Source organism: Candidatus Zixiibacteriota bacterium (assembly GCA_036397555.1).
Taxonomy (GTDB): Bacteria; Zixibacteria; MSB-5A5; order WJJR01; family WJJR01; genus DATKYL01.
The window spans coordinates 81,352-98,591 of sequence record DASWIS010000008.1; the positions used below are offsets into that span (position 1 = coordinate 81,352).

The 17,240-nt window shown below is 60.0% G+C and carries 18 protein-coding genes; 6 read left to right on the plus strand and 12 right to left on the minus strand.

Translation table 11 applies throughout. The features are described from left to right. Positions 1-2: 2 nt before the first annotated feature. Genes menH through VGB22_01780 form a run of 3 tightly spaced genes read right to left on the minus strand, consistent with a single transcriptional unit; the run spans position 3 to position 4,119 of the window. A complete protein-coding gene (menH, locus tag VGB22_01770; GenBank protein HEX9750006.1) occupies positions 3-860 on the minus strand; it encodes a 2-succinyl-6-hydroxy-2,4-cyclohexadiene-1-carboxylate synthase in 858 nt (285 codons plus the stop codon). Between the two features lie 5 nt (positions 861-865). Then, entirely contained in the window at positions 866-2,599 is a 1,734-nt protein-coding gene (gene menD, locus VGB22_01775) for a 2-succinyl-5-enolpyruvyl-6-hydroxy-3-cyclohexene-1-carboxylic-acid synthase (GenBank protein HEX9750007.1), read from the minus strand. Between the two features lie 38 nt (positions 2,600-2,637). Further along, entirely contained in the window at positions 2,638-4,119 is a 1,482-nt protein-coding gene (locus tag VGB22_01780; protein ID HEX9750008.1) for a chorismate-binding protein, read from the minus strand. A 100-nt stretch (positions 4,120-4,219) separates the two neighbouring features. Here VGB22_01780 and ubiE point away from each other — a divergent pair, with 100 nt between their 5' ends. Further along, positions 4,220-4,927, plus strand: a complete 708-nt coding sequence (ubiE, locus tag VGB22_01785) for a bifunctional demethylmenaquinone methyltransferase/2-methoxy-6-polyprenyl-1,4-benzoquinol methylase UbiE (GenBank protein ID HEX9750009.1) — start codon at positions 4,220-4,222, stop codon at positions 4,925-4,927. An 83-nt stretch (positions 4,928-5,010) separates the two neighbouring features. Next, positions 5,011-5,259 (plus strand): hypothetical protein, encoded by a 249-nt coding sequence (locus tag VGB22_01790; GenBank protein HEX9750010.1) that lies wholly within the window; start codon positions 5,011-5,013, stop codon positions 5,257-5,259. An 85-nt stretch (positions 5,260-5,344) separates the two neighbouring features. Here VGB22_01790 and mobB read toward each other — a convergent pair whose 3' ends face one another. From mobB to VGB22_01820, 6 genes are all read right to left on the minus strand, one after another. Beyond that, the gene (mobB, locus tag VGB22_01795; GenBank protein ID HEX9750011.1) at positions 5,345-5,890 is read right to left on the minus strand and encodes a molybdopterin-guanine dinucleotide biosynthesis protein B; all 546 of its coding nucleotides are present in this window, start codon (positions 5,888-5,890) and stop codon (positions 5,345-5,347) included. After that, complete coding sequence (locus VGB22_01800) at positions 5,887-7,161, minus strand: hypothetical protein (protein HEX9750012.1); 1,275 nt, start codon at positions 7,159-7,161, stop codon at positions 5,887-5,889. The genes mobB and VGB22_01800 overlap by 4 nt, the downstream gene beginning before the upstream one ends. Next, positions 7,158-8,264: a hypothetical protein gene (locus VGB22_01805; protein HEX9750013.1), complete on the minus strand. Its 1,107-nt coding sequence runs from the start codon at positions 8,262-8,264 to the stop codon at positions 7,158-7,160. Before VGB22_01805 ends, VGB22_01800 begins: the two co-directional genes overlap by 4 nt. Positions 8,265-8,438: 174 nt before the next feature. Next, on the minus strand, positions 8,439-9,842 hold the full coding sequence (locus VGB22_01810; GenBank protein ID HEX9750014.1) for an O-antigen ligase family protein: 1,404 nt from the start codon (positions 9,840-9,842) through the stop codon (positions 8,439-8,441). Between the two features lie 123 nt (positions 9,843-9,965). Then, positions 9,966-10,499, minus strand: coding sequence for a TlpA disulfide reductase family protein (locus VGB22_01815; protein ID HEX9750015.1), 534 nt, complete (start codon positions 10,497-10,499; stop codon positions 9,966-9,968). 20 nt (positions 10,500-10,519) lie between these two features. After that, positions 10,520-11,170, minus strand: coding sequence for a thioredoxin family protein (locus VGB22_01820; protein ID HEX9750016.1), 651 nt, complete (start codon positions 11,168-11,170; stop codon positions 10,520-10,522). Between the two features lie 256 nt (positions 11,171-11,426). On the opposite strand from VGB22_01820, the gene VGB22_01825 reads away from it, so the two are divergent. The 4 genes from VGB22_01825 to VGB22_01840 are packed head-to-tail and all read left to right on the plus strand — an operon-like array spanning position 11,427 to position 14,702. Beyond that, on the plus strand, positions 11,427-12,206 hold the full coding sequence (locus VGB22_01825; GenBank protein HEX9750017.1) for a sugar phosphate nucleotidyltransferase: 780 nt from the start codon (positions 11,427-11,429) through the stop codon (positions 12,204-12,206). Between the two features lie 22 nt (positions 12,207-12,228). Next, a complete protein-coding gene (locus tag VGB22_01830) occupies positions 12,229-12,759 on the plus strand; it encodes a dTDP-4-dehydrorhamnose 3,5-epimerase family protein (protein ID HEX9750018.1) in 531 nt (176 codons plus the stop codon). Further along, positions 12,756-13,763, plus strand: coding sequence for a GDP-mannose 4,6-dehydratase (locus VGB22_01835; GenBank protein HEX9750019.1), 1,008 nt, complete (start codon positions 12,756-12,758; stop codon positions 13,761-13,763). The genes VGB22_01830 and VGB22_01835 overlap by 4 nt, the downstream gene beginning before the upstream one ends. Before the next feature lie 9 nt (positions 13,764-13,772). Next, positions 13,773-14,702: an SDR family oxidoreductase gene (locus VGB22_01840; protein ID HEX9750020.1), complete on the plus strand. Its 930-nt coding sequence runs from the start codon at positions 13,773-13,775 to the stop codon at positions 14,700-14,702. A gap of 14 nt (positions 14,703-14,716) precedes the next feature. Here the strand turns inward: VGB22_01840 and VGB22_01845 are convergent, their stop codons facing one another. The 3 genes from VGB22_01845 to VGB22_01855 all read right to left on the minus strand — a co-directional run bounded on the left by VGB22_01845 (position 14,717) and on the right by VGB22_01855 (position 17,239). After that, positions 14,717-15,067, minus strand: coding sequence for a DMT family protein (locus VGB22_01845; protein ID HEX9750021.1), 351 nt, complete (start codon positions 15,065-15,067; stop codon positions 14,717-14,719). A gap of 191 nt (positions 15,068-15,258) precedes the next feature. Then, a complete protein-coding gene (locus tag VGB22_01850; GenBank protein HEX9750022.1) occupies positions 15,259-15,957 on the minus strand; it encodes an ABC transporter ATP-binding protein in 699 nt (232 codons plus the stop codon). 31 nt (positions 15,958-15,988) lie between these two features. Continuing rightward, the gene (locus tag VGB22_01855; GenBank protein HEX9750023.1) at positions 15,989-17,239 is read right to left on the minus strand and encodes an ABC transporter permease; all 1,251 of its coding nucleotides are present in this window, start codon (positions 17,237-17,239) and stop codon (positions 15,989-15,991) included. Position 17,240 lies beyond the last annotated feature (1 nt).

Genomic DNA, 17,240 nt, shown 5'->3' on the forward strand with positions numbered 1-17,240 from the left:
GGCTACTCCCTGCCTGTCACGACCGAGCCGCGATCAACGGTTCCGGCGATGGGCCGTTCGTCCAATAACTCCGACACGATGTGTGCGCTCATCCGCGGGTTTTCCCAGTGCGGCGCATGCCCGCAATCGGGAATCACACGATGCCGCGCATCGGGGATTTTCTGTCTCATGGCGCTGCCGATGGCGCAAAACTTCGAATCGAGCGCGCCGTTGAGAATCAATGTCGGGCAGCGCAGCGATTCCAGCCGTTCGTGCAATGGTTCCTGCGATCCCGTTCCCATGCCGCGCAGAGACAACGCCAGTCCGCGAGCGCTGTTACCCAGGCGGATCGCGCGGGCGCGCTCGCGCCGCTTCGGTTCCATCCGGTCTTGCGATTCAAACAGCGGCTGTGCGGTCCATTCAGCGACGAATCGTTCCATTCCGTCGCGTTCGATGCGGTCAGCCAGCGCCGCGTCGGCAGCCACGCGAGTCTCACGATCTTCCCGATCGCTCAGGCCGGGTGAGGCGCTCTCCAGAATGAGATTCCGGACGAGTCCCGGGTTGCCCATCGCGACATACAGTGCCAGCCGACCGCCCATCGAGTAGCCCCACAGGTCGATACACGTATGTCCAAGCGAATTCACAAAGTCAACGAATGCCTCGGAAACACTCTGCATGCGAAAGGCGACGACGTCGTCTGGCGCGCGGGTGCCGCCGTGTCCCGGCAAGTCGACGGCGATGGTGTGTTTCGCGTGGGACAGGACCGCCGCCACATCATCCCAGATGCGCAACGATCCGGTAAATCCATGCAACAGGATCAACGGGCATTCCGATGCGTTGCCGCTGCTCGCGTAATGCCAGTCGTAATCGCCGACACACATCTGTGTCACCGTCGTAGACCTTTCAGCGCCTCGGAGACCGCGCGACGAATCTGACGACTGACCTGAAGCGTCGATCGGCGGTCGGTCTTCACTTCGATCACGCAGGGGCCGCTCTGACTGTTTGCAGCATTCAGTGCGTTCCTGAACTCTTCCTGCGTTGCCGGCCGCCGATATGCTATCGCATAGAGCGCCGCGGCGTGCGACAAGTCGCATCCGTGCGGCATGGCAATGTACCGTTCAAAGAGCTGCTCGTGTTCCACGAGCGGGAGAAACGAGAAAATGCCGCCGCCGTCGTTGCTGAGCACGACAATGGTCAACGGTAACCGGTCACGCCCGACCGCCCCGAGGCCATTGACATCGTGCAATACGGCCACGTCGCCGGTGATCAGTATCGTGCGTCCCGGATGCGCCGACGCGACACCTGCCGCTGTCGATGTCATTCCGTCGATGCCGTTGGCACCGCGGTTGACGATGACACGTATGCGCCTCAAGGTCGGGGAGACATGCGCATCGGCCAGACGGATCGGCAGACTGTTGGACAGCACAATCGCCGAGCCGTTCGGAGCTTCGTCGAATACGGCCGCAACGACATCGCCCTCGAAGACCTCCGCTGCCGCACGCAATCGACGCAACTCACTGAGCGATGCGATCGCTTGCATGTCTGTGGAACGCCAAAGCCCTGTCCAATGGCTGCGCTGTTTCTCCTTTGACGTCAACAGTCGGCTCATCTGCCTGCAGAAGCCGGTGAGGTCGGCCCGGAGCTTGATCGCCGTCGTTCCTTCAGGGTCGGACACGGTTTCGTGGTCTGCGACGGCGATCACCGTTTCCTTCGTCAAAGAACTGAGCCACTGGTTCAGTGTCTTCGATGTCGGCAGCGCCCCAAGACGAAGAACGATGTCCGGTCGGTATGCTGGGTCCGTGGCCACTGACGACAGATACAGATCGTAGTGAGAAAGCATCGTCGCCCCGGATTGGTCGCGCCCGCATGTTCGCAATTGCGAAGCGATGTCCGCCATGATTGGCGCACCTATTAGGCCCGCGAATTGGCAGGCGATATCGCACAACTCAGAGCCGGACTGTGGTCCACACACGATCACCGGACGTTGCGCTTTTTGCAGGCGAGACGCGATTTCCTGAAGCGTCTCGTCAGAGATTTTATCCCAATCTGCCCCCCTCACCATGGATGTCGCTGGCCCGCGCTGCGCCCGTTTTGCGCCGAGGATCGACGCACATTCATCCGGAGCCGGCAGAAGCGGTTCATCGAACGGGCAATTCAGATGGACCGGCCCGCGCGGACGACCCAGGGTGCAGGCGACAGCATCGATCCCTGTCTGAAACCAACCAGACATGTCGTCGTCATCGTCTGTCACCGGGAGCTCGTAAAAGTCGAGCGCGTATCGACCGTACAGATGGCGCTGATCAATAGTCTGCGGCGCGCCGCTGTCGCGCAGGTGGGGCGGCCGATCGGCGGTCAATACCAGCAGCGGTGTTCCCGACATCCGTGCTTCGATGACCGCCGGGAAGTAATTGGCCCCCGCGGTCCCGGACGTGCACAAGGCGGCGGCGGGTATTCCGGTGGCTTTGCCGATCCCCAATGCGCGAAAACCGGCGCACCGTTCATCCGGCTCGGTCCACACCTGCAGTCCTGGTCGATCGACCGCGGCGGCCACCAGTGGCGCGCAGCGCGCACCGGATGAGACAATCATATGGCGTACGCCCGCGATCGCAAGCCCTTCCATTAAAGCGAGCGCGCGGCTGAGATTCGCAGCGGCTGCGTTTAGTGTGGATCGGCGGACGCATTGACTGCGCGGAGAAACGCCTGCAGTTTGTGTGCTGTTTCGCTCCACTCGGCCTCAGGATCGGAGCCGGCGACGATGCCCGCCCCGGCATAAGCCCACGCGCCGTCTTTGTCCACAAGGGCGGAGCGTATCGCCACAGCGAACTCGGCGCGGTCGGCCGACACATAGCCGACGGGACCAGCATACCAACCCCGGGCATGCGGTTCCAGCGATCTGATCAGTTCCAGTGCCTCGGGCCGCGGACGGCCCCCGACCGCCGCCGAGGGATGGAGCCGGGTTATGACGTCGCCCAGCGAGGTTCCGGGCCTAAGCCGCCCGCGCTGGATCGAGCGCAAATGACGAAGCGTGCGCAGGCGCATGATCCGGGGCTCTACGCTTGGTGCATCCTCCAAGCACAGCGCCGAGATGTCATCCCGGAGCAATCCGGCGACATGTTCATGCTCACGGCAAATCTTTTCGTCCGCGAGCATCAGGCGCTCGATCTGCTCATCATCTCCGTAGCCCGTCGGAGGCGACATGGTGCCCGCAATGCAGTCGACCGCGAGGCGATCTTCCTCAAGCTTAAACAGCTGTTCCGGCGAAGCGCCGACAAATGACGCGCCCAGGCCGAAGTCGAAGAGGAATGTGAAACAGGAGTCATCAAATCGTCGCAGGCGCTCCAGCACTTCCCAACGATCAGGACGTCCGTCGCAGCGGAGTCGTACGTGTCGTGACAACACAACCTTGCTCACGCGGTTGGTACTGATGTGCGATAGGGCGTGCCAAACGCCGCGATCCCAATCGTCGCGAGAATCATCGGCCACGATCGTCCATCGTGAATGGGATTCGAGTCTTCCCGGCGACGTTGGGGGCGCATATCCGGCCAGCACGACATCGAGTCGGGACAGGATGTCATGGATGGTGTCCGTTGGCCGGACTTCCGTTGAGGCAATGAGGAACGATCCGGACTGGTCTCTGATCCGCAATGCCTCAGGAACGAACAATCGTACCGCGCCGAATCCCGCGCCACGCCACTGCGGGTCGTCGGACTCTCTGTCGAACGGCATGCCCCCGATGAAGGCCGGAAGCGCCCCCTCGCCATCGGAATAAGATCGACTCTTCAGGATGGATTGCGCTGAATCGATTAGGTCTTTCGTCGAGAACGAATCGGCGATTCTCATTTCCCAGGCCGCACCGATCCCTGCATACTCGACTCCCTCGCGCGTCCGAAAATAGACCGACGGCACAGCGCTATAACGCGCCAGCCACTCGATCATGTCGTCCTGATTGCACGGCCCTGAGGCGCTGAGCAATGTCGGCCGACGATCTCTTATGGCATGCTCCAGCGCGCATTGCGCCGCGCGCACGTGCATGGCCGACGCGTGGGGGTGAGGCGAAGCCGGTGTCGTGAGTTCCGATGTTCCGTCCGCAATCGTAAGACCGCTCTCGTTCGGGTTTCGGATTTCGGCGGTATTTCTCATCGGCGGACGCTAACATAGGTATCGGCGGAACGCACTTCCACTCGATTCTCTGCGGCGACTTCCGCATTGTAGCCGCAACGGTAGCTCCCAAGCGGGAACGATGAGCAACGAAATTCGTGAGATGTTTGGAGCGATTGCCTTGCGGTACGACCGCGCCAATGAGGTGCTGTCGTTCGGCGTGCATCGCCGCTGGCGCCGGCGCGCGGTACGGCTCTCGGGGGCGGCATCGGGGATGTCGGTCTGCGACTGCGCCACCGGTACCGGCGATCTGGCAATGGCGTTTCAGCGCACGGTCGGCCCCAACGGCACGGTTGTTGGCGTCGACTTCGCCGACACGATGATCCTCGAAGCGAGACGCAAAGCGGCGAAAGCCGGTCTCGCCATCGACTATCGCGTAGCCGACGTGTTGGCCCTGCCCTTTGACGACCACTCGTTCGATATCGCGTCGATCGCCTTCGGCATTCGCAACGTCGACGATCCCCTCCTGGGAGTCAAAGAGATGGCGCGAATCGTTCGTCCCGGGGGGCGGGTCCTCGTACTCGAGTTCGGCCAGCCCGATGCCGCCCTGTTCGGACGCGTCTATCGTTGGTACAGCCGCCGCGTCATTCCGGCGGTTGGCCGGCTGATCACCGGCCGCGCTGCTGCCTACTACTACCTGGCCGAGAGTGCCTCCCGGTTTCCGGCGGGGGAGGCGTTCGGGGCGCTGATGCGGATGACCGGAGTATTCCGCGAAGTCAGGATCGTGCCGCTCTCCATGAAGATCGCCTACGTGTACGTGGGAACAGTCGACAAATCCACCGGCTCTTGAATCTGCAGGAAACCCACACATCAGTTTTTCGTATAAGCCACATGGAAGGTCACTGGGCTGTGGAAGGCGACTGGATCGACAGTATGACTCTTCAGAAGAAGAGGCACTCACTGCGACGGCTCCGGAGGCGCTGCGCCTCGGCCCGTCGTCGCAATATCGCGGCGATCCACCAGCAAGTGGGCCGCGTGGGACTATCGCGCGACAGTTCCTCTCAATGTGAGACGGCGCGCGGACGCGTCGCCTACCGGGTCGGTCCGCGACGCCCGACGCGACAGGAGCTCCGCAGTGAAGTCGAACTGCGTGCCGCCGAGTTTGATGTGACGCTGCATTAGCCGAATCAGGCCCTTGAGGGCTTTCATCTTCCCCGTGACGTGCACGCCCCGGTGTTGTCCAGCCGGGGCGTCTCTCCATGGGATGTTAGTGCAGCTTCGATGCGGCGCGCGGCCAATCGCTCCGAGCGAAGCTCGCGCGGACGATGTCGCAGATCGACTCCAACGGCTCAAACGGAAGAATTGGGACACCCGCCTGAATGCGCAGATCGGTCACGACGGCAATCAACCCCTCATCGCCGGAAAACGACGGTTCTTGGATTGCGGGATCGCGGATGCACTCGATTTTCGGGTGAGGTCCGCCGCGATATCCCTCGTAGATGATTAACTGCGGCGGAATCGGAAGGCTGGCGAACGTCGCTTCAATCCATTCCTCTGACGTCTGTGGCGTATGGTTCAGATAGAAGCCCAGTTCCGACTTCGCGACCAATCCGACGGCAATCGCGCCGGCCGTACGCAAGCGATCCGAATCGCGCCCGGGCTTGTCGAAGCCCACCTCATCTGATGTGTGCTTCACCGACGCGACGCGCGTCCCGGCCGCCGCGAATGCTTCGATCAGACGCACTGTCAGCGTCGTCTTTCCGGAGTTCTTATGCCCGACAATGGCGACTGTGGGAATGCGGTAGCTCGTCATTCTGCCTCGCGGGCTTGTTGTTTCTCAATCAGTGCCCCTTGGTCACCAGCTCGTGTCCCTCTATCGGGTCTTCGGATTAGTGATCGAATCCCAGTCATCGCCAAGACGGCGAGTAGGAGGTACGGCGTGAGCAGGTAGCGCGCCTCGGTTATGACCGGGAGCAGTATGACGCCAGTATAGAGGGCATAGCCAATCAGCATAACTGTCGCTGTGCGATGATCCCGCGATCGCCATGCGGCTCTGACCCCGAAGAGTACCAACAGGCCCAGCAACCCCATCATAATACGGCCGAGCGCGAACAGGGCCGGTGCCGACGACAGGTGTCCGCGAGTTCCCGGTATATAAGTCCACGCGAAGGCCGCTTGACCGAGACAGCGTCCGATGTAACCCGCGGGATCGTTCCGTATGTTCGACATTGCTGCTCGACGCAGCCGTTCACTGGGAACTGGATTGAATTGGAACTCATCAACGATCAGGCGTTGAAATTCTTCGGTCTGCGACACGCCGACCACCCCTTCCCGACGGTGGATTCGATACAACGGCTCGTCGGTGACAATGTAGAGCGGGCCCCAATTGGCGACCATCGGGGTGCAGCGGCCTGCAGCGAAGCTGTTTCTTACCAACCACGGTGCCACCACGGCGGCATGCAGCAACAACACGATCAGTCCGGTGCGCAGGCGTTTGCGTCGCGTTATGTAGATTCCGACGATGACCACTAACGGCCAGAAAAGATTGACCGGACGGACGTACGTCGAAGCCCCAAACAGTATACCCGCAGCGATGGGCCAGAGGACGCGTCCCGACCGCAGCGCGCGAAGCAGAGCGTAAACACCTGCGACCGTGAACAGCATGAAGAGCGGCTCAGCAAACAGACCGTATGTGAGTTCCCGAAGCGGGTCGATCACCACAAGGGTGGCCAGCAGGGCCAGGCCCCAGAGAGGCCCGATAATCTGCTCCGCCAACAAAGCGGTCAACCCATAAGCACCGAACAGGAGCAGCAGTTGCACATACTGAAAGCCATCAACCGAACCGACGATCGATAGGTACGCCGCAACAATTGCCGGAAATCCGGGCGGTTTGCCCACAACCGGATGATCGCCATCGTACGTGAACTCTCCCGTCAGCAGGAGGTTTCTTGCCATTTGCAGGTACTCGGCACCATCGGAGGCCACGACCAATGTCCGATTTCGCTCCCCCAGCCAGATGTGCATCGCCAGGAGCACCAGGCATATGCTGATCACATACGGCCGGATGGTTCTCGGCCTCCTCATAACGCGACGCTGCGTGCTTGCACGCGCGAGCGTGTTGCCTGCCAGGCCCGATGCAATCCGGCGAATGCAAGAGGCATCAGTGTCATCATCGGAGTGAGTAAGTAGCGCACCTCCGTCCGAACAGGGAATAGCACGAGCGCTGTGTAAATCACGTAGCCGGTGACCAAGCCAACTAACAAAGTGTCTCGTCGACGCAAAGCCCACGCTCCCGCCAGAGCGCTGACATAGAATACGATCATAAACAGTCGTCCCAACCAGAACATCGTCGGTCGTTCCCACAGCCAGTCGCGTGTTCCGGGAATGTAGAACCAGGTGAAGAAAAACTGGCGGACACACCGCCACAGATAACCGGCGGGGTCACGTTGGATGCCGTCGATGGCTGCCATGCGGAATCGTTCATTGGTCCCCCAATTGAACTGAAACTCCCCACGACTGATCGATTGGTATTCGTCGGTGGCCATCGCGGCTGCCGGGCCCTCGTATGTCAGGATTCGGTAGTGACGCTCACTCGTCATATAGTACAGCATCGACCAATTGGCGACCATTGGAACAACCCGGCCAAAGTGAACGTAGGTCCTCACGATCCATGGAAGAATCAGCGCGGTGTGGACAATTAAGACAATGGCCGCCCAGCGAATGCGGTTCCTCTTGCATATCCAGAACACGACGGTCAGCGCAATGGGCCAGAACAGATTGATCGGGCGCACATATGTCGACATCGCAAACGCGATTCCGGCCACTGTTGGCCAGTACCATCCACCTTTATCCCGGTGAGTGTAAGCGGCCCAGAGGCCGAAGAAAGTCAACAGGAAGAACGGCGGCTCCGACATGAGATTGTATGCGAGATACCGGATCGGGTCGGCAAGCACCATAGCCAGCAGCGCCCCCACTCCCCACGCCGTTCCAAATACGGCTCTAACCAGCGACGCAGCGAACACAAACCCCATGTACAGGAATGTAATCTGCACAAAGTGAAAGCCGGCCACTCCCCCAGCGATGAACAAGTACACGGAAATGATGGCAGGAAAACCGGGCGGCTTTCCGACGACGAGATTCGCGCCGTCGTATGTGAATCGGAGCGACGACAGGAGATTTTCTGCCATGCGGAGATACTCGAGTCCGTCATAAGTGATGAATGGGTCCCACCGAATCTCACCGATTAGAATGTGAAGCCCCAACAGGAGTGCAATCGATACGACCCAATGTCGTCGATCCTTCCGATGATCGGTCGTAGGGCCGCTCTCCGATTGCGCCTGTACTTTGAAAGGTGACATGTCTCAGGTTGATCGCAGATCAAGTGATTGGTCCGCACGGTACGCCCATTCGTACCAACAACGCACCAGCATCGCGAAGTACAGTGAGATCGTCAGACCTGAGATCGAATAGAACTGATGCGCTCCGTAGAAGTATGTCAGCACAATGCCCCACGCGGCCACCAGCAGTGTCAGTACCATGCGGCGATCCTCGAGTGTAACGCACCGCTTGAGCGTCTCGTGTCCGAGGCGCAGAACGGTGACGAAATACCAGAGAATCGCGGTAGTTCCCACCAATCCTACCTCAGCCAAATAGGTGATGCAATCATTATGCGCGCCCAACCCTCGGCTGACACCCGCAAAGGGGTGGAAGCGCCAAAATGACAAGTACTCGTGCAAGTGGCTGATCTGGCCCAGTCCGATGCCCATAATCGGAGACGACAGAAAGACCTTCAATCCGGTCATCCACAGATAGTAGCGAATGCTCATCGAGGTCGATTCACCGGACAGGACCGACGAGATTCGCCTGGCTGCGTACGAGAACATCGTCGGACGCGACGCAATCGCAAAGATGATGATCGCCCCCAGGGCGCCAGCCACCAGCAGATACCGACGCTTTACTTTGATGTGGGTCGGCCAATCCATGCGCCATATGATGACAGTCATCACCGCCAGGCTGATTGTCGCTTGCAGCCAGCCGGCACGGGCCAATGACGCAATCTGTGCGAAGATGAGGATTAACAGCAGCAGTGCCCAGCCGGCAACATGGCGGCGGTGCTCCGCGGTCAGTGCGTGGACGGCCGTATGGCAGATTGCCAGTGACAGAAATAATGGAAAGAATGCCCCCATGGGGCCGATCACGCGATCGGTTCCCGCTGTGGCAATGAATCTCAGTACGTTTACAACCGCCATCATCGATGTCCCGACCAGCATCAACAGCAGAATGCGCCGTACATCCCGAACGGTCAGCAGTGTGAGCGCTGCCAGGAAAAACATCAGAATCTGCACATGGCGGAGCCAGTTGATTACAGCTCCGGTGAAGTGATACGCTCCGGGCACACCGATCGCGAAAATGGCGAGCATGATCCCGATCACGCGATTCACCGGGCTGTGCACGAACAGCGACGGCCCCTCGGCCATGCGGACGATCAGCACACCGGCAAGTATGAGCAGAACCGCGATGTCGACGGGGTATACCCCATTGCGGATGGGAAGCGAGAGCCGCAGATACAGGAGGGCCACGGCGATGTAGATGCCAAAACGTGGCGCCAGCAGGCACACAGCCAGCGCGACGGTACCCAGCGGCGCCAAAGACCAGTACCATCCCCATTGCAACGCGGCCAGCGATGCCGCCATCTGCATCGCCACCAGTCCCACGCAGAGAATCGGGACCGTACGATCAGACGTCAGTATCGGTATCGCTGGCATCAGCACAATGAGCGGGCGGCGACCTTTCGACGGAATACCACGCGAACACTACGCCGCGTGAGAGTATAGTGTTCACATCCCGGAGAATCCATTCTCCAAGTGTGACCCACGATCGAGGTAAGCCTAAGTAGGCGCGACCATGGAGCGAAGGCGCCCCAGATCATCGGCGGCCAGCTGCCCAACCCAGCGCTCGTGTTCGGTGCCGGATGGATTGTAGAGGATCGAGACCGGAATCGGTCCCGGAAGATCGAAGCGCGCGATGATGTCGTCGAGCGTGCCGTTGTATACGAGGTTATGGTATGGCAGCCCCTGTCGGGCGCCGAACTGCGAAACCTTCTGAGACGCTTCCTCGATCGTGGCCGCGACCACATTGTCCATGGAGATGCCAAGCAGCGCGAAACGTTCAGCGGGCAACGATGAGTGCAGCGCGATCAAGTCGGGAGTCTCCGCGACACAGGGTACGCACCAGGTCGCCCAGAGATTGACCAAGACCCACCGCCCCTGATGACTACTCAACAGCGAGTCAATGCCGTCGATTCCCCCGACCGACACCGTCGCGGCGCCCGCCGGGGCCTGATCCGATGCCGCTTTGCATCCCAAAGCGAACAAGTACACGACAAGACACAATGAGACAACGGCCCGAGTCGACGATTTCATTACGCCCCGGTCGGTTCGTCTCAACCTTCCGTCTCTTCGGTCTTCATGATTTCCGGCTTCCACTTGATGGAACAGCCGAAGGCAACGGTCTCGCTTTCGCCGATCTTCTTGCCGGAGGTCAGTGCCTCCAGCGCGTCGGTTAACTCACGTTTGGTGATCTCCGACTCTTTCCTGGCATCGTCGATTCGCCCCTGATACACCAGCGTCCGGGTCGAGTCGAAGAGGAACACGTGCGGCGTCACCGTTGGACCGTATGCCATCGCGATCTGCTGACTTTCATCGTACAGGTAGGGGAAGTTGAATTTCGCCGATGCGGCCCGCTCTTTCATTTTTTCGAATGAATCATCGGGGAATGCGCGGACGTCGTTGCAACTGATGGCAGCGACGCCGATCCCCTTCTTGGTGTAGGTCTCCGTCAGCGTCACAAGGCGATCCTGGTAGGCCACGGCAAACGGGCAATGGTTGCATGTGAAGACGACCAACGTACCGATCTTTCCGGCGATGGCGGCATAGGTGTAATCCTTGCCGTCGGTGCCGGGGAGCTTGAAGTCGGTTGCCAACTTGCCGATGGCCAGGGTCGAGACTCCCGGCGGCAATGGTGCCTTTGCGCCCATCAGCACGACAGCGATGATGGCACAGCCCAGTCTTGCGATCCAGCGATTGATCCGCATTGATCCTCCTTGATGCGATTGAGTACGGGAGTCATCTGAACAATCGATTTCCTCGCGACGCCCGTCGGTTAACACTCTGATACGCCTGCCCGGCTCCGCCGTTTCGCGACCTGACTAATTCCATCGCTGAATCTCAGAAGTACACCCGGCATGACCCCGCAGATTGGCTCGCTTTCAGTGTAACCCCTTTGCTATCATAGTGCTCGATGAGTCCTACGGCAATCGACAAACGGGAGACGGGTTCTTGAAGGGCGTCGTGCTCGCTGGTGGCCTCGGGCGGCGGCTTGGCCCACTGACCGAGATCACCAACAAGCATCTGCTGCCAGTTTGGGATCGGCCGATGATTTTCTATCCGTTACGCACACTGATTGAAGCCGGGATCGACGAAGTTCTGATCGTCACCGGCGGCCAAAATCCCGGAGACTTCATGCGCCTCTTGGGCGACGGTCGCCAGTTTGGATTCCGCCAGTTGTACTTCACATACCAAGGCGGACAGGGGGGCATTGCCGATGCGCTGGGACACGCAGACGAATTTGCGGACGGCGGCAAGGTCTGTGTCATACTCGGCGATAACATACTCCAACGCAGCATCCGCCCGCAGATCGAACGATTCGAGCATCAGCACGGCGGCGCCCGCATACTGCTCAAACGCGTCCCCATGCCGCAGCGCTTCGGGGTTCCCGACATCAGAAACAGGTGCATTGTGCGCGTCGTCGAAAAACCCAGGCGGCCGCCGTCGCCCTACGCGGTGATCGGTGTCTATTTCTTCGATGCGGAAGTATTCGGCATCATCAAGACGCTTCGGCCATCGCGTCGCGGTGAGCTGGAGATTGCCGATGTGATCAACACCTATTTGCGCCATGACACACTGTCTCATGGCTTCCAGCCCGGCTGGTGGACCGATGCAGGCACTGTTGAATCGCTGTCACATGCCGGGGTCCTGGCGGCCCGGACATGGTTTCGTCCCGGTGCGCGCGAACAGTTCGGACCGGCATTTGACCGCTGGGTCAGGATTCGCGCCGCGCGGTCGGCGTAGAGTTTACGAGAACTTGAGCTGCTTGCCACCCATCCCTATCATGGGCATGATGACTTCACATCCAGACGCCGGGTTGTCAATTGTCGGCGCCAGTGTCCGTCAACTCCTCGTGCATCCCGACGAGCGGGGCCGGCTCTTCGAGATTCTTCGTGCCGACGACCCTGAGTTTGTCCGATTCGGTCAGGTCTATGTCACGACGGCACACCCCGGCATGGTCAAAGCCTGGCATCACCATCGTCAACAGACCGACTACTTCTGCCTGATCCAGGGACGGGCTCGTTTCGCCCTTTATGATGCGCGCACCGGTTCGGCGTCAAGGGGTCTCATTGACGAGATCGTCTGTGACGGCGACAGCCCGCAATTGATCGTAATTCCGCCGGGAGTGTACCACGGCTTTAAGTGCATCGGTGACACCGATGCGATCTGCATCAACTGTCCGACCGCACCGTACAACTCCGCCGATCCCGACGAACAGCGGCTTGATCCTTTCGAGAACGAGATTCCGTACGATTGGCGTAGTGACCGGTCGGCAAGTTCTTCGAGGGCGCTATGAGACTTCTCGTCACCGGCGGCTGCGGATTCCTGGGATCGCACTTCATTCGTGCGTGGCTGGCGGCGCACTCGGATGACACGGTCATCAATGTCGATCGCATGACATATGCCGGGGCACACGAGAATCTGCAAGAGGCGCTGGAAAACCCGCATTACCACCATGTCCGGCTCGATGTTGCCGATGAATCGGGACTCAATGCGCTGTGGACCGAGCCCTTCGGCTTGATCGTTCACTTTGCCGCCGAAACACATGTCGACCGCTCGCTGGAGAATGCCGCGCAGTTCGTCAAAACGAATGTGCTGGGGACCCAAGCGCTGCTCTCGTCGGTCGCCCAGCATGAGGAGACCGAGCCGGTTGTCATTATCGTGTCATCCGACGAAGTCTACGGTCCCACGCCCAAAGGCGCGATCTTCGGGACCGGCGAGGCGCTGCGTCCGACCAGTCCCTACGCCGCCAGCAAGGCGGCGGCCGACTGGCTGGCGCTCTCGTACGCCAAGACGTATGGCCTTGATGTCACCATCGTCCGTTCGGTGAACGTGTACGGCCCGCGCCAGTATCCGGAGAAACTCATTCCGCTGTTTGTCACGCGCACGCTGTCCGGTGAACCGCTGCCCTTGTACGGCCACGGACGCCAGAAGCGCTGTTGGCTGTATATCGACGATTTCGTCGCCGGGATGATGGCGTTGCTCTCCGATCATCCGACGCGTCGCGACAAGCTGGTCTGGCATCTGGGGTCGCGCGATGAACTGGAGAACCGCGCCATCGCCGATATGATCTGTTCGTTATGCGCCGCCGATCAATCGCTCATCCAGTCGGTCGCCGACCGTCCGGGGCACGACCCGCGTTATGCGCTCGATTACACGCACACCGCCCGCGCCTTCGCCTGGGAACCGCGTGTGCCCTTCACTGTCGGGCTGGCGCAGACCGTTGATTGGATCCGCGATCATCTCGATTGGTGCCACGAGCGCACCGGCTGGACACCCGCTTTCCTGCGAGAATCGTAGAGGGCCACGTTGCGCACGGATTCGCCTGCCTTCGGCGGCTCACCACGAGTCGCGATCACCGGCGCATCAGGTTTGCTGGGGCAAGAGCTGATCGGCCAACTGCTTGCGGTGAGCCGAGCCGAATCGTCGGGACGTCAACCCTCCGTCTTCGCCGGATTGCATCAATCGCGCTGGATGCTGCCGACCGGTGTTGTTCCCTTGCCGCTGGATCTGTACCGGGAACGCACTGTACGCGCGTTCGTCGAGGCGGCGCAAGCCGACTGGATCATTCACACCGCCGCCCTGACCGATGTCGACCGCTGCGAGCGCGAACCGGAACTCGCGCAGGAACTGAATGCCAAAGCGACACAGCGTTTGTGCGAGGCGGTCTCCGGCACGCCGACGCGGATCGTCTATCTCTCGACTGACTATGTCTTCAAGGGCACTCATGGTCCCTACGCCGAAGACGCAGTCCCCAATCCGATCAATGTCTATGGCCGCACAAAGCTTGAAGGCGAAGCGACCATTCGCCTTTCAGGTGATCAGCATGTCATCGTCCGCACAGCCAGTGTCATAGGACCGTGGCGCAAGACATTCCTCGATGGTATGGTCGAAATGATGCGCGATAACCCGCCATTGCGTGCCGCCATCGATCAACGTTCCAACATCACGCCGGTCGACCATCTGGCGAAGGCCGTCATCGAAATCGTGGAACACAGGCGATCGGGCGTGTTTCATATCGCCGGAGGCGAGATCATCTCGCGCTACGAATTGGCTATTCGACTCGCTCAGTTGCTCAAATTGTCGGAGAATGCCGTTAAAGCTGTCCCGTACGAATCCTTGGGGCGTGATGCGAAAAGGCCGCTGCAGGGGGGGCTGCTGGCCCGGCAATCACAGCTATCGGCCACGGCACCCTCAATCGAAGAGTCCTTGAGCCGTTGGATTAACATGCGATCATGACGCCACGGGGCCGATCATCGTGCCTGGTCGGTTACGCCTTGCGGCCAAAAGGCAAAGCCGACCGCGGCAACAATCAGGGCAAACGAAATCAGATGATTCCAGCGCGGGCTTTCTCCGAGATACAGCATCGCAAAGACCCAAAAGACCACCAGCGTGATGACTTCCTGAATGATCTTCAACTGCGTCGCCGAAAATGTCCCATAGCCGATGCGGTTGGCGGGCACCTGGAGGCAGTACTCGAAGAACGCGATCAGCCAACTGACGGCGATCACCTTCCAGAGCGCGGTCGACTTGTATTTCAGATGACCATACCAGGCCACGGTCATGAAGAGATTGCTAAGGACCAACAAGACGATGGTCAGCATCGGTCAGATCCCCCGTTACCGGCCGTTTGGCGCCGGATGATGAGGAGCGATGGTAGGAAGAATTCGTGGGGTTGTCACGAGGGTTTGCACCGATCCTCACCCCGCCCCCCGCATAGGGTAGTACAGGCGGCCCTGTCGCGAGTGAGGATTTATGATTCGATCGGTCGCCGATTGGCGCCGATGAATGTGGCCTATGCCGGCTGACCGTTGCCGTTTTCAAGACGGCCGTCGCGCATGTGCAGGGTGCGTTCGGTGCGCATCGGCATGTTGGGATCGTGGGTAATCACCATGATCGTGTGCCCCTGCTTCCAGAGTTCCTCGAAGAGGTCGACGATTTCAAGCCCGGAGGCGGTGTCGAGGTTGCCGGTCGGTTCGTCGGCCAGAATCAAAGCCGGATTGTTCACCAGCGCCCGCGCAATCGCGCAACGCTGCATCTGGCCCCCGGATAGCTCGGTCGGTTTGTGATCAAGCCGGTCGCCCAGCCCGACGCGCGTCAACACTTCAGTGGCCCGCTCACGACGACGTTTGGCCGCAACGCCCTTAAACACCATCGGCAGTTCGACATTCTCCAACGCGGTCGCATAGGGGAGGAGATTGAAGTTCTGAAAGACAAAGCCGATCTGCTCGTTGCGGATTTCGGCGAGACGATTCAGCGGCAGGCCGGCGATTTGTTCGCCGTTGAAGTGGTAGTGCCCTTCACTGGGGACATCGAGACAACCGAGGATGTTCATCAAAGTCGACTTCCCCGAGCCCGACGGTCCGACCAGCGTCATAAACTCGCCGCGGCGTACCTGCAGATTGATCCCGCGCAGCGCCTCGACTTTGACTTTGCCGGTATCATAGACTTTGCAGACCTGTTTTAAGTCGATGATGTTTCCGTTCTGCGTCATTGGTGAATCTCCCATTCCGCTCCAAATTGCATCATTCGTACCGCAAAGTCTCCGCCGGATTCAGCCCAGCCGCACGGCGTGCCGGAAAGAAGCCCGACACCAGCCCGATCGACCCTAAAATCGCCACGGTGATCAATCCGATCGGCAAGGAGATCGTCGGCGATCCCAGCCACGACATCGACGACTGCGGATCGCGCGGAATCATTGTCAGCAGGTCGGTAATCAACAGCGAAATGAAGATTCCAATAGCGCCGCCGGAGAAGCAGATCAATAGGGCCTCGAGCAAGAACTGACGGTGGATCGTGCCCGGTTTGCATCCCAGCGCCATCTTGATTCCGATTTCCTTGGTGCGTTCGCGAATCACCACATACATGATGTTCGCCACGCCGATCCCGGCGATCAGCAGCGTCATGCCGCCGATGATCCCCATGAAGATTTGCATGCCCAGCATCATATTCTGCATTTCACGGCGTCCCTCGATCGTGTCCCAGATCGACAGCGCCTGGTCGTCATCGGGATCGAACTTCAGACGCGCGCCCAGAACTTCATTCAGCCGCCGCTCGACATGCTTGTTGAGGTCGTCGGATTTGGGCTGAATGACCAGGTTGCTGAGATACTCATGCCCGAACATCGCCTTAAACGTCGGCGCCGGGATCGACGCCTTGTTGACATCGGGACCGCCGTACATCCCCATCTGCTGTTTGTCGACTCCGGCGCCGATGACCGTAAACGGCACTCCAGCCACCATCACTGTCTTGCCGACCGGCTGGCCTTCGGGAAAGAGCTGTTCGGCGAGTTTGTATCCCAGAAAGATCACGCGCCGCTTCTCGGTCATATCGGTCTCATTGATATAACGGCCGCCGATGTCGGGATACTGCGCCCGCATCTCACGGTACGTCGGATACTCGCCGCAGATGTGCTCCGAGAGGACCGTGCGCCCGCGCACGAGATCGACCCCCCAGCGCGAATACTCTGCACCGATGCGTTCGATCTCGGGGATGCTGCGCCCGACGACGTCGACATCATCGGGCCGGAATCGGATGCGTCGGCCGCGCGGCAATCCCTCAAACGGAATTGAGGTCTGCCCGCCCCAGACGATCATGATGTTCTCGCCGAGGCCGCGCTGATTCTTGTCGAGTTGCTCCTTGAGTCCCTGCCCGAACGCCAACAGCAGCAGAATCGACATCGTTCCCCAGACGATCGCGGTGACCGTCAGGGTCGCGCGCTTCTTCTGTTTGCGGAAGTCCGCCCAGAAGTACTTCAGGAAGTTGCCGATGCCCATG

Bases quoted from the DNA above. Each gene is read 5' to 3' on its own strand.
- VGB22_01820 (HEX9750016.1), bottom strand. From the start codon at position 11,170: ATGCGGATCAATCGCTGGATCGCAAGACTGGGCTGTGCCATCATCGCT.
- VGB22_01800 (HEX9750012.1), bottom strand. From the start codon at position 7,161: ATGAGGAGGCCGAGAACCATCCGGCCGTATGTGATCAGCATATGCCTG.
- VGB22_01850 (HEX9750022.1), bottom strand. From the start codon at position 15,957: ATGACGCAGAACGGAAACATCATCGACTTAAAACAGGTCTGCAAAGTC.
- ubiE (HEX9750009.1), top strand. From the start codon at position 4,220: ATGAGCAACGAAATTCGTGAGATGTTTGGAGCGATTGCCTTGCGGTAC.
- mobB (HEX9750011.1), bottom strand. From the start codon at position 5,890: ATGACGAGCTACCGCATTCCCACAGTCGCCATTGTCGGGCATAAGAAC.
- VGB22_01845 (HEX9750021.1), bottom strand. From the start codon at position 15,067: ATGCTGACCATCGTCTTGTTGGTCCTTAGCAATCTCTTCATGACCGTG.
- menD (HEX9750007.1), bottom strand. From the start codon at position 2,599: ATGGAAGGGCTTGCGATCGCGGGCGTACGCCATATGATTGTCTCATCC.
- VGB22_01815 (HEX9750015.1), bottom strand. From the start codon at position 10,499: ATGAAATCGTCGACTCGGGCCGTTGTCTCATTGTGTCTTGTCGTGTAC.
- VGB22_01790 (HEX9750010.1), top strand. From the start codon at position 5,011: ATGACTCTTCAGAAGAAGAGGCACTCACTGCGACGGCTCCGGAGGCGC.
- menH (HEX9750006.1), bottom strand. From the start codon at position 860: ATGTGTGTCGGCGATTACGACTGGCATTACGCGAGCAGCGGCAACGCA.
- VGB22_01780 (HEX9750008.1), bottom strand. From the start codon at position 4,119: ATGAGAAATACCGCCGAAATCCGAAACCCGAACGAGAGCGGTCTTACG.
- VGB22_01855 (HEX9750023.1), bottom strand. From the start codon at position 17,239: ATGGGCATCGGCAACTTCCTGAAGTACTTCTGGGCGGACTTCCGCAAA.
- VGB22_01805 (HEX9750013.1), bottom strand. From the start codon at position 8,264: ATGGCAGAAAATCTCCTGTCGTCGCTCCGATTCACATACGACGGCGCG.
- VGB22_01835 (HEX9750019.1), top strand. From the start codon at position 12,756: ATGAGACTTCTCGTCACCGGCGGCTGCGGATTCCTGGGATCGCACTTC.
- VGB22_01810 (HEX9750014.1), bottom strand. From the start codon at position 9,842: ATGCCAGCGATACCGATACTGACGTCTGATCGTACGGTCCCGATTCTC.